We start from the raw sequence: 10743 nt of genomic DNA, 5'->3' as shown, positions 1-10743 counted from the left end.
GCGGAGCTGCGGTGGAAGGTGGTGCGGGCTACGTGTCGAGCAGAACCTCGTGGTAGCCCTGAAGATCGAGGAAGCCGGAGCCGCTGGCCAGGACCACGATCACCGGTTCCCGGTTGTCCGCGTCGGCCTTGGCCGCGACGTCCAGGGCCGCGGCGACCGCGTGGGCCGCCTCGGGGGCGAGCAACAGGCCCTCGGTCTGCAGCAGTAGCCGGCCCGCCTCGAGCGCTGTCCGCTCGTCGAAGGCGACGGCATCGAGGACTCCCTCCCGCCGCAGCAGGCTGACCAGGGCGGAGCTGTGGTGGTTGCGCAGGCCGCCGACGTGGTTGGGCGGTGGGACGAAGCTCTCCCCCATCGAGTAGCCCAGCACCTCGGGAGTGAATCCGCCCAGGTCGGTGCGGCCGTACCGGTAGACGCCCCGGGTGAGCCGGGGCGCCGCGGTGGATTCCGCGGCGAGGAAGCGAAGGTCCGATCCGCCGGCCCTGGCCCGCAGGTGGGGGCCGATGAGGCCGCAGAGGTTGCTGCCGCCGCCCGAGCACGCGACGAGGTGGTCGCCCCGCCCCTCGACCCCGAGGTCCTCGCCGTGGATCTCCTTCAGCTGCTGCGCGACCTCCAGCCCGAGCAGTGTCTGATGGAGGTAGACGAGCGGCATCCCGCTGCCGGCGAGGTACGCGGCGGAGGGATGCTCCAGCGCTCGCTCGATGGCGTCGCTGATCGCGGTGCCGAGGCTGCCGGGGTGGCTGGGGGCCTCTTGGAGGATCCTGCGCCCGATCGCCGTGTGCGTCGACGGCGAGGGCCGTACCTCGGCTCCCAGGAGCTCCATGTAGTGCCGCCGGTAGGGCTTCTGCTCGAGCGAGCACTTCACCATGAAGATCTCGGCCCGCAGACCGGACATCTTCGCCGCCAGCGCGACACTCATCCCCCACTGACCGGCCCCGGTCTCGGTGATGAGGGTCGTCCGCCCCTCCTGGGCCGCGTAGTACGCCTGGGCTATCGCGGTGTTCAGCTTGAAGCTTCCGGTGGGCAGAACGTCCTCACGTTTGAGGTAGATCCTCGCGCCGGTGCCGAGATGCCTCTCGAGTCGGTGCGCCCGGTGCAGCGGTGTCGGCCGGCCGCATTGGCGCAGCCACTCCACGACCGGTTCGGGTATCGCGATCCATTGCTCGTCCGAGCCGTTCTGCTCGATGAGAGCCCGTGGCCGGACCTTCGCGGCGATCTCCGCGGCGGTGGGAGTTCCGAGGTCCCTGACCTCGGGCATGGGGCCGGGCAGATCTCCCAGGAAGTTGTACCAGTGGGTGGGCATCCCCGGTAATGGCGAACCGCTGCGAGCAGCGCGGTGAAGCACGGGCGGTTGCTCATTCCCGACACGGCTCGGGCCCAAAGAATTCATGTCCCCCCGCTTAGAACGTGTGAGAGTCACCGTACAAATCGAGCGAGCGGCGCGCAACCGTCGCACCGAGGTTGCGATATCGCCGTTGAGATCTTTCGGCGACCACCCCACTCGCGGACGGAAATCAGCGACACCCCGCGCATGAAAGGGCCGCGAGTGCCACCGAATACGCCGCGGCGGCATTTCACGGAATGTGCCGGAAGAAGCGAGAAGGCATTGCCGAACGAATCGGCCGGGAACGCCGCGCCGAGGAGGTCGGCGACGGCGCCTGCCACCGGCTGAAGCCACTATGCGTCAGTGTCTCCGGATTTGATCCGCTCCGTCAACGATTCCGCCAGAAGGTGCCAGCTCTCGGCGTAGTGCCGGGCCAGCTCGGCGATCATCGGCGCGCAGTGCATCGGAAGGCTGCTCGCCATCGCCGCCCAGTCGTGGGGTCGGGTGGCCGAGGGGTCCAGCGTTCGCAGCAACTTCCGGCCCACCTCGGTGAACCGGAGCGAGGGGTCGGCCTGCAACCGCCGGACCGCCGCCGACAGGTCGGCGCTCGGCGGGTGCGCTCCGGGACGTTTCACGGCCGCGGGGTGGCCGGCTCCGCGCTCCCGGACCGGCCGGTCCTCGGACTGCTCCGCGGCCTGCGGTTCCCCCGGGACGGCGCGCGCCCGCTTCAGCGCGTCCTTGGCGGTGGTGAGCGAGATGCCGACGGCGCCCGCCACCTCCCGCGCGGACGCGTCGGGATGCGCGGAGAGGTACGCCAGCGCGCGGCTGCGGCCCTCGGCCGCGGCCAGCGGGTACGCCACCCCGTCCCGGCCGACTCGCACGGCGGTCGGGTGCGGAAGTTCCGCACCCGACCGCCGGCGGAGAGCCGCGATGGTCTTGTCCGACAGGCCGACGACCCCCGCCAGCCGCCGGTTGGACCACTCCGGGAAGTCGGCGAGCATATGGAGGGCCGCCGCCCTGCGGTCGGCCAGGGACAGCGGCAGCCCGTGGTGGCTGTTCAGCTTGACCGCGAGCACGAAGGCCTCTCGCTCGTCACCGTTGAAGAGCACGGCACTGATGTGCGTGGCGCCGCTGTTCTCCACGGCCCTGAGCCGGTGCACACCGTCGATGACGGTCATCGACTTCCGGTGGATCACGATGGGCGGCAGTTCGGAGCACACTTCGGCGAGTGCCGTGACGTGCTCCGGATCCTCGCCGCCCGTGCGGAGCGACCCCGCGACCGTGATTCGGCTTATCGGCACCTGGGTGATCTCCGACAGGAGTCCGCCGAAGTACGAATCCGGGCGACGTAAGTGGTGCGGTATCGGCGTCTGCGCGGATACGGAGATCTGGTCCATCACCCTCCCTCTTCCAGCTGCGCGTACCGTCAGGCAGCGCGACGACCCGCGGATCGATGGAAGGAGGAGCTGTCACGGGTGATCGGAAAGGTGCACGACATCGAGTCCCCCCGTGGCCGAAAATCGAGAACCGACCCCCAAACCCTGACAGGAGGATCGATTGTATGCAAGACCCGCGTCACGGCGCCCTGGCGAGAAAATGGTTCGCCTTTCAAGCGTCGAATGATCGACGACGGGAGCGAAAGGGCCCCGTGGAAAGATCCCTGTAGGTGGAATGATCTATTCCCCGCAGGCGGGCAGGGAATATCCCCGTGAAGAACGCATGACCCCCTTTGCATTCCGAACGCACGCCACTTCCCGCACCGCTCCCGCACCACGCGCCACATCGTTTCCGCACCACTCGCCTCCCGCGCCCGCACCACTCGCCACGTCGCTCCCCACCCTGCCCACGGCCTCCGGATCCGCGGCCGGAGGTTCGCCACCGCCCACGGACCCCGGCCCTCAGCCGGAGGGGCAACGGGCCGGGATCACGGCGCCCGTGCTCCCGGACGAGGCCCCCGAACCATCACCCGAAGGCCGCTCTGACCTGCAGAAACGCTCCTCCCGGGGAGTCGTGTCCCCCTTCGGGTGAACCGCGCATGACGGCGATCGGGGCAGGGCAGCTTGACCGCGTCCTCCCGTCGCCCAGGGACGGGGTCCTCCACCGCACTCCGGGAGCCGCCCATGCTCCGCAGGTCCGCCCTCCGCACCGCCGCCCTCTCCCCCACCGCACTCGCCGCCACCCTCTCCGCCGCCCTCTCCCTCGCGGCGCTCCCCGCCCCCGCGGGAGCCGCCCCCGTGGCACCCGCCGCCCCCGGTCAGGTCTGCTTCTGGACCGGGGCCGGGCAGCACGGCACCGGATGGTGCTACAGCCCACCGGGCTACCGGGACGTCCCCGCATTCCTGCACGACAACGCCGCGTCCTTCCGCTCCGACGTCAACCGCGCCGTGTACGCGATCGACTGGGCCCGCGGCACCTGCTACGCCCGGCTCATCCGCGCCTACGACCACAGCGACAACTGGTCCTGGGGGTCGCGGATCGACGGTGTGGCCGACACCGACCAGGGCTGCGAGGCCGGCTGAGCCGTGCGTGCCCTGCGAACCGCGTGCGCCGCCGTCGCCGCCCTCGTCCTCGCCGGATGCGCGACCGCGCCCGCCCGGCCCGCTCCCGGCCCGCCGGCGGCCGAAGGACGCCGGGACGCCCTCATCCGGCACGCCCAGCGGATCCTGGTCGACCGCTGCCTCGCCGGCCAGGGTCTCACCTCGGCGCGGAAGCCCTCGTCGGAGGAGGACGACAGACGGCTGCGGACCGCGCTCTTCGGCTCCGGTCCCACGGAGCTGTCCCTCACCCTCCCCACCGGTCACACCGTCCACGCCCACACCGACGGCTGCCTGGCCGCCGCCCGGCACACCCTCTACGGCGACCAGCGCCGCTGGTTCCGCGCCGAGGTCACCGTCAACAACCTGCGTGCGGAGGCCGCCGCGCGGATGCGGGCCGATCCGGCCCACCGTGCGGCCCACGCCCGGTTCATCCGCTGTCTGGACCCGGCCGGTGAGGCCGGAACGCCGCCTCGGCAGACGGCCGTTGAATCCCGAACGCCGCCCCGGGAACCGGCCGTCGGGACCCGAACGCGCCCTCCTCAAGCGGCCCTTGAGCCCCGAACGCCCGCCCGGCAGTCGGCCGGCGAGGCCCGAACGCGCCCTCCGCACATGGCCGTCGAGCGGAGATGCCGCGGCGAGAGCGGGCTGGCCTCGGTGGAGGCCAGGCTCGAACCGGTCCGGCTCGCCGAGGTCCGCTCCCTCCGGCGCGCGGAGCTGGCCGCCCACACCCGGCTGCGCACCAGCGCAGCGCACCGCGCGGCGGAGATCTCCGCCGCCGTCCGCCACGGGAAAACCCCAGAGAAAGGTTCCGTATCGCCATGACCCTGAAGCGCACCCTCGCCGCCGCGGCGACCACCGTCCTCCTACTGACCGGCGGGCTCGCCGCGGCCGCCGCGCCGGCCGGCGCCGCCGACTGCCCGAGCGGTGAGTTCTGCGTGTGGGAGCACGCCGACTTCACCGGGCAGCGGGCCAACTGGTCCGGGGACGACCGCTGGTGGGAGAGCTGGATCGCCGACGAGGACTCCTCGTGGGCGAACCACGGCATCTCCGGCCCCGGTATCAGGGACCACGTCAGGGTGTACTCGAGCGCCAACCTGGGCGGGCATATGACGATCTGTCTGGCTCCGGGTCAGGAGGTCGGCTACAACGGCGCGGCCAACGACGACGGTGACTCCCACACCTGGGCCATGAGCTGCTGACCCGCCCGGTGCCCCCGCACCCGGGTGCGAGGGCACCGGCCGCCGATCGGCCCCGGGGCACCCGGTGAACGCGACGCACCCGCCTCCCTGCACGCCCGTGCGGGACGGGCGTGCGGCAGACGGGTGCGGGAAGCGCGGGGGAACCGGCCTCAGGTGTCGAGGTTCACCGAACGGGCCGACGTGGCACCGATCTCCTCGGCGATCTCGCTGAGCACGTTCGGCGGCACGGTGTCGTCGACGGTGAGCACGACCAGCGCCTCACCGCCCTCCTCCTGACGCGAGACCTGCATGCCGGCGATGTTGAGCCCCGCCTCACCCAGGATGCGTCCGACGGTGCCGACCACGCCCGGACGGTCCTCGTAGCGCGCGACGACCATGTGGTCCGCCAGCGCCAGGTCGATGTCGTAGTCGCCGACGGCCACGATCTTCTGCAGGTGCTTGGGTCCGGCCAGGGTGCCGGACACCGCGACCTCCTCGCCGCCCGCCAGCGTGCCGCGCACCGTCACCACGTTGCGGTGGTCCGGGGAATCCGAGCTGGTGGTCAGGCGGACCTCGACACCGCGCTCCTGCGCGAACAGCGGGGCGTTCACATACGACACGGTCTCGTCGATGACGTCCTCGAACACGCCCTTCAGCGCCGAGAGTTCGAGCACCTTCACATCGTGCTGGGTGATCTCGCCGTACACCTCGACATCGAGCCGGACCGCGACCTCGCCCGCCAGCGCGGTGAAGATCCGGCCGAGCTTCTCGGCGAGCGGCAGGCCCGGGCGGACGTCCTCGGCGATGACCCCGCCCTGGACGTTGACCGCGTCCGGCACCAGTTCACCGGCGAGCGCGAGGCGGACGGACTTGGCCACCGCGATGCCGGCCTTCTCCTGGGCCTCGTCCGTGGAGGCGCCGAGGTGCGGGGTGCAGACGACCTGGTCGAACTGGAACAGCGGGGAGTCCGTGCACGGCTCCTTCGCGTACACGTCCAGGCCCGCGCCCGCGACCCGGCCCTCCTTCAGCGCGCTGGCCAGGGCCTCCTCGTCGACGATCCCGCCGCGGGCGGCGTTGACGATGCGGACGGTCGGCTTCACCCGGTGCAGCGCCTCGTCGCCGATCAGGCCGATGGTCTCGGGAGTCTTGGGCAGGTGGACGGTGATGAAGTCCGAGACCTCGAGCAGTTCGTCCAGCGAGAGCAGCTTGACGCCCATCTGCGCGGCGCGCGCGGGCTGCACATAGGGGTCGAACGCGACGATCCGCATCCCGAAGGCGGACATCCGCTGGGCCACCAGGACGCCGATGCGGCCGAGGCCGACGACGCCGAGGGTCTTCTCGCTGAGCTCCACGCCGGTGTACTTGGAGCGCTTCCACTCGCCGTTCTTCAGCGCGGTGTTGGCCTGCGGGATGTTGCGCGCGGTGGCGACGATCAGACCGCAGGCGAGCTCGGCGGCGGTCACGATGTTGGACGTCGGGGCGTTGACGACCATGACGCCGGCCTTGGTGGCCGCGGAGACGTCGACGTTGTCCAGTCCCACACCGGCGCGGGCGACCACCCTGAGCTTCCTGGCGGCGGCGACGGCCTCGGCGTCGATCTTGGTGGCGGACCGCACCAGGACGGCGTCGACATCGGCGATGGCGGGGATCAGCTCGGCGCGGTCCGCGCCGTTGCAGTGCCGGATCTCGAAGTCCGGACCGAGCGCGTCCACGGTGGCGGGCGACAGCTCTTCGGCGATGAGTACAACGGGTTTACGGGGCGCAGTGCTCACGTGAGTCCTCACTGGTCCAATGCGGACGGCCGTCCCGACGGCCGCTGGCGGTGAAGGGGCTAGCCGCGTGGAAGACGCACGACGCTGTGGGCCTGACCTGACGCGTATGTGCTGACCACTCTAGTGGGGTGGCGGGGCGTCTTTTCCGCCTTGGCGGAAGGATCACCCGTCCGGGTTGGACTTGCTGTCCAACGGCGGTCCCGGGATGTGGCACGAGGGTTCCGGAGGACCGTCGCCCAGTCCCGGGACGAGGTACGGCGGGCCCGCGAGGGGCCCGCCGTACCGGGGCTCACGCCTCCTCGGCGTCCACCCAGCTCATGAGCTTGCGGAGCTCCTTGCCGGTGGTCTCCAGCAGGTGGTTCTCGTCCTGCGTCTTGTACTCGTTGTACTTCTTCAGGCCGCCGTGGTACTCGTCCATCCAGTTCTTGGCGAAGGTGCCGTCCTGGATCTCGTCGAGGACCTTCTTCATCTCGGCCTTGGTCTGGTCCGTGATGATGCGCGGGCCGGTCACGTAGTCGCCCCACTCGGCGGTCTCGGAGACGGACCAGCGCATCTTCTCCAGGCCGCCCTCGTACATGAGGTCCACGATCAGCTTCAGCTCGTGGAGGCACTCGAAGTAGGCGATCTCCGGCTGGTAGCCCGCCTCGACCAGGGTCTCGAAGCCCGCCTTGACCAGCGCGGCGGTGCCGCCGCAGAGCACGGCCTGCTCACCGAACAGGTCGGTCTCGGTCTCCTCGGTGAAGGTGGTCTTGATGACGCCGGCACGGGTGCCGCCGATGCCCTTGGCGTACGAGAGCGCCAGCGCGAAGGCGTTGCCGGTCGCGTCCTGCTCGACACCGGCGATGCACGGGACGCCGCGGCCCTCCTCGTACTGGCGGCGCACCAGGTGGCCGGGGCCCTTGGGGGCGACGAGCGCGACGTCCACGCCGGCCGGGGGCTTGATGAAGCCGTACCGGATGTTGAGGCCGTGGCCGAAGAACAGCGCGTCGCCGTCCTTGAGGTTGTCCTTGACGGACTCCTCGTAGACCTGGGCCTGGATCGGGTCCGGGACCAGGATCATGATGACGTCGGCCTCGGCGGCGGCCTCCGACGGCGTCACCACGCGCAGGCCCTGCTCCTCGGCCTTGGCCTTGGACTTGGAGCCCTCGTGCAGACCGACGCGGACGTCCACACCGGAGTCACGCAGCGACAGCGCGTGGGCGTGGCCCTGGCTGCCGTAGCCGATGACCGCGACCTTGCGGCCCTGGATGATGGACAGGTCGGCGTCGTCGTCGTAGAACAGCTCGGCCACTGGGTTTCTCCTTGGGTGTTCCGGTGTTGCGTCCCACCGTACGGCGGGGAGCGGTGAGGGGGTCCGGGGGTCTCGCCATCCGGGCGGCCCGGCCTGGGACGGCCGGGCCGCCCGGCTCAGGCGCTGCGCTCCAGGGCGCGCAGGCTGCGGTCCGTGATGGACCGGGCGCCGCGCCCTATGGCGATCGTGCCGGACTGGACGAGTTCCTTGATGCCGAACTGCTCCAGCATCTTCAGCATGGCCTCCAGCTTGTCACTCGAACCGGTGGCCTCGATCGTGACGGCCTCGGGTGAGACGTCCACGGTCTTGGCGCGGAACAGCTGGACGATCTCGACGATCTGGGAGCGGGTCTCGTTGTCGGCGCGGACCTTGACCAGGACGAGTTCGCGCTGGATCGCGGCGCTGGGCTCCAGCTCGACGATCTTCAGCACGTTGACCAGCTTGTTCAGCTGCTTGGTCACCTGCTCCAGCGGCAGGTCGGCGACGTTGACCACGATGGTGATCCGGGAGATGTCGGGGTGCTCGGTGACTCCGACGGCGAGCGAGTCGATGTTGAAGCCGCGGCGGGAGAAGAGGGCGGCGATCCTGGCGAGGATGCCGGGGGTGTTCTCCACCAGGACGGAGAGCGTGTGCTTGGACATGGTCGTCGTGTCTCTCTCTTCGCTCAGTCGTCTTCGTTGTCGCCGAAGTCGGGGCGGACGCCGCGCGCGGCCATGACCTCGTCGTTGGAGGTGCCGGCGGCGACCATCGGCCACACCATGGCGTCCTCGTGGACGATGAAGTCGATCACGACGGGGCGGTCGTCGATGGCGTTGGCCTCGGCGATCACCTTGTCCAGCTCGGCCGGGTCCTCGCAGCGCAGGGCGACGCAGCCCATGGCCTCGGACAGCTTCACGAAGTCCGGGATGCGGGTGCCCTTGCGGGGGGTCTGGCTCGCGCCGACCTGGGAGCCGATGGTGTGGTGACCGGTCTCGTCCGAGTGCAGGACGGTGCTGGAGTAGCGCTCGTTGTAGAACAGGGTCTGCCACTGGCGGACCATGCCCAGCGCGCCGTTGTTGATGATCGCGACCTTGATCGGGATGCCGTTCAGGGCGCAGGTGACCAGCTCCTGGTTGGTCATCTGGAAGCAGCCGTCGCCGTCGATCGCCCACACGGCGCGGTCCGGCATCCCGGCCTTGGCGCCCATGGCGGCCGGGACGGCGTAGCCCATGGTCCCGGCACCGCCGGAGTTCAGCCAGGTGGCCGGCTTCTCGTAGTCGATGAAGTGCGCGGCCCACATCTGGTGCTGGCCGACGCCGGCCGCGAAGATCGTGTTCTCCGGCGCGAGCCGGCCGATCCGCTGGATGACCTGCTGCGGCGAGAGGCTGCCGTCCTCCGGCAGGTCGTAGCCGAGCGGGTAGGTCTCGCGCCAGCGGTCGAGGTCCTGCCACCAGGCGGTGTAGTCGCCCTTGTTGCCGTCGCTGTACTCCGCCTGGACGGCCTGGACCAGGTCGGCGATGACCTCGCGGGCGTCACCGACGATCGGGACGTCGGCGGCCCGGTTCTTGCCGATCTCCGCCGGGTCGATGTCGGCATGGACGATCTTCGCGAAGGGCGCGAAGCTGTCCAGCTTTCCGGTGACGCGGTCGTCGAAGCGTGCGCCGAGGGCGACGATCAGGTCGGCCTTCTGCAGCGCGGTGACGGCGGTGACCGAACCGTGCATGCCCGGCATCCCCACGTGCAGCGGGTGGCTGTCGGGGAAGGCGCCGAGCGCCATCAGGGTGGTGGTGACGGGCGCGTTGGTGAGCTCCGCGAGGACCTTCAGCTCGGCGGTGGCACGGGCCTTGAGGACGCCGCCGCCGACGTAGAGGACGGGGCGCTTGGCCTGGGTGATCAGCTTGGCGGCCTCGCGGATCTGCTTGGCGTGCGGCTTGGTGACCGGCCGGTAGCCCGGCAGTTCGGTCTGGGGCGGCCAGCTGAACGTGGTCCGCGCCTGGAGGGCGTCCTTGGCGATGTCGACCAGGACCGGGCCGGGGCGGCCGGTGGAGGCGATGTGGAAGGCCTCGGCGATCGTGCGCGGGATGTCCTCGGCCTTGGTGACCAGGAAGTTGTGCTTGGTGATCGGCATGGTGATGCCGACGATGTCCGCCTCCTGGAAGGCGTCCGTGCCGATGGCCTTGCTGGCCACCTGGCCGGTGATCGCGACCAGCGGGACGGAGTCCATGTGCGCGTCGGCGATCGGCGTGACCAGGTTCGTGGCACCCGGGCCGGAGGTGGCCATGCACACGCCGACCTTCCCGGTGGCCTGCGCGTAGCCCGTCGCCGCGTGCCCCGCGCCCTGCTCGTGCCGCACCAGGATGTGGCGCACCCGGGAGGAGTCCATCAGCGGGTCGTACGCCGGGAGGATGGCGCCGCCGGGAATGCCGAACACCGTCTCGGCCCCGACCTCCTCGAGAGAGCGGATGAGGGACTGCGCGCCCGTGACGTGCTCAACGGTGGCGGGGGTGTGCCCGCCGGTGCGGGCCCGCGGCTGCGGATGGTGGGCCCCGGTGGCCTGCTCGGTCATCGGCATTCTCTTCTCGAAGCTGAGGGTTTTAGCGGTTCTCGAAGCTGAGGGTGGTGCGGCGAAGGGTTTTGCGGGGTTTTGGTAGTACCAGTGCAACAA

General features: G+C 70.6%; 9 protein-coding genes. 3 read left to right on the top strand and 6 right to left on the bottom strand.

The genetic code is table 11. The features are described 5' to 3' along the window. Window positions 1-28 precede the first annotated feature (28 nt). Window positions 29-1300, bottom strand: a complete 1272-nt coding sequence (locus DDW44_RS21670; protein WP_108907435.1) for a TrpB-like pyridoxal phosphate-dependent enzyme — start codon at window positions 1298-1300, stop codon at window positions 29-31. Window positions 1301-1674: 374 nt separating this feature from the next. Next, the gene (locus tag DDW44_RS21665) at window positions 1675-2718 is read right to left on the bottom strand and encodes a ParB/RepB/Spo0J family partition protein (protein ID WP_108907434.1); all 1044 of its coding nucleotides are present in this window, start codon (window positions 2716-2718) and stop codon (window positions 1675-1677) included. A 723-nt stretch (window positions 2719-3441) separates the two neighbouring features. Here DDW44_RS21665 and DDW44_RS21660 point away from each other — a divergent pair. From DDW44_RS21660 to DDW44_RS21650, 3 genes are read left to right on the top strand one after another with little or no spacing between them, the layout of a single operon-like run. Further along, complete coding sequence (locus DDW44_RS21660; RefSeq protein WP_108907433.1) at window positions 3442-3840, top strand: hypothetical protein; 399 nt, start codon at window positions 3442-3444, stop codon at window positions 3838-3840. Between the two features lie 3 nt (window positions 3841-3843). After that, on the top strand, window positions 3844-4680 hold the full coding sequence (locus DDW44_RS21655) for a hypothetical protein (protein WP_108907432.1): 837 nt from the start codon (window positions 3844-3846) through the stop codon (window positions 4678-4680). Beyond that, window positions 4677-5057: a peptidase inhibitor family I36 protein gene (locus DDW44_RS21650; protein WP_017946755.1), complete on the top strand. Its 381-nt coding sequence runs from the start codon at window positions 4677-4679 to the stop codon at window positions 5055-5057. The genes DDW44_RS21655 and DDW44_RS21650 overlap by 4 nt, the downstream gene beginning before the upstream one ends. Before the next feature lie 149 nt (window positions 5058-5206). Here the strand turns inward: DDW44_RS21650 and serA are convergent, their stop codons facing one another. The 4 genes from serA to DDW44_RS21630 form a co-directional block, all read right to left on the bottom strand. Next, window positions 5207-6808 carry a phosphoglycerate dehydrogenase gene (gene serA / locus DDW44_RS21645; RefSeq protein WP_026165107.1) on the bottom strand — a complete coding sequence of 534 codons (1602 nt, stop codon included), beginning with the start codon at window positions 6806-6808 and terminating at the stop codon, window positions 5207-5209. A 289-nt stretch (window positions 6809-7097) separates the two neighbouring features. After that, window positions 7098-8099, bottom strand: coding sequence for a ketol-acid reductoisomerase (ilvC, locus tag DDW44_RS21640; RefSeq protein WP_108907431.1), 1002 nt, complete (start codon window positions 8097-8099; stop codon window positions 7098-7100). Window positions 8100-8215: 116 nt separating this feature from the next. Further along, on the bottom strand, window positions 8216-8740 hold the full coding sequence (gene ilvN / locus DDW44_RS21635; RefSeq protein WP_017946758.1) for an acetolactate synthase small subunit: 525 nt from the start codon (window positions 8738-8740) through the stop codon (window positions 8216-8218). 23 nt (window positions 8741-8763) lie between these two features. Continuing rightward, a complete protein-coding gene (locus tag DDW44_RS21630; RefSeq protein ID WP_108907430.1) occupies window positions 8764-10650 on the bottom strand; it encodes an acetolactate synthase large subunit in 1887 nt (628 codons plus the stop codon). Between the last annotated feature and the right edge of the window lie 93 nt (window positions 10651-10743).

It is taken from the genome of Streptomyces tirandamycinicus, from assembly GCF_003097515.1.
Lineage (GTDB): Bacteria > Actinomycetota > Actinomycetes > Streptomycetales > Streptomycetaceae > Streptomyces > Streptomyces tirandamycinicus.
Note: the sequence above shows the minus strand (reverse complement) of the source record. Positions and strands in the feature narration are given on the sequence as shown.

Excerpts from the sequence above, each read along its gene's own strand:
- DDW44_RS21670 (WP_108907435.1), bottom strand. The coding sequence starts at position 1,300 with ATGCCCACCCACTGGTACAACTTCCTGGGAGATCTGCCCGGCCCCATG.
- DDW44_RS21665 (WP_108907434.1), bottom strand. The coding sequence starts at position 2,718 with ATGGACCAGATCTCCGTATCCGCGCAGACGCCGATACCGCACCACTTA.
- DDW44_RS21660 (WP_108907433.1), top strand. The coding sequence starts at position 3,442 with ATGCTCCGCAGGTCCGCCCTCCGCACCGCCGCCCTCTCCCCCACCGCA.
- DDW44_RS21650 (WP_017946755.1), top strand. The coding sequence starts at position 4,677 with ATGACCCTGAAGCGCACCCTCGCCGCCGCGGCGACCACCGTCCTCCTA.
- ilvN (WP_017946758.1), bottom strand. The coding sequence starts at position 8,740 with ATGTCCAAGCACACGCTCTCCGTCCTGGTGGAGAACACCCCCGGCATC.
- DDW44_RS21630 (WP_108907430.1), bottom strand. The coding sequence starts at position 10,650 with ATGCCGATGACCGAGCAGGCCACCGGGGCCCACCATCCGCAGCCGCGG.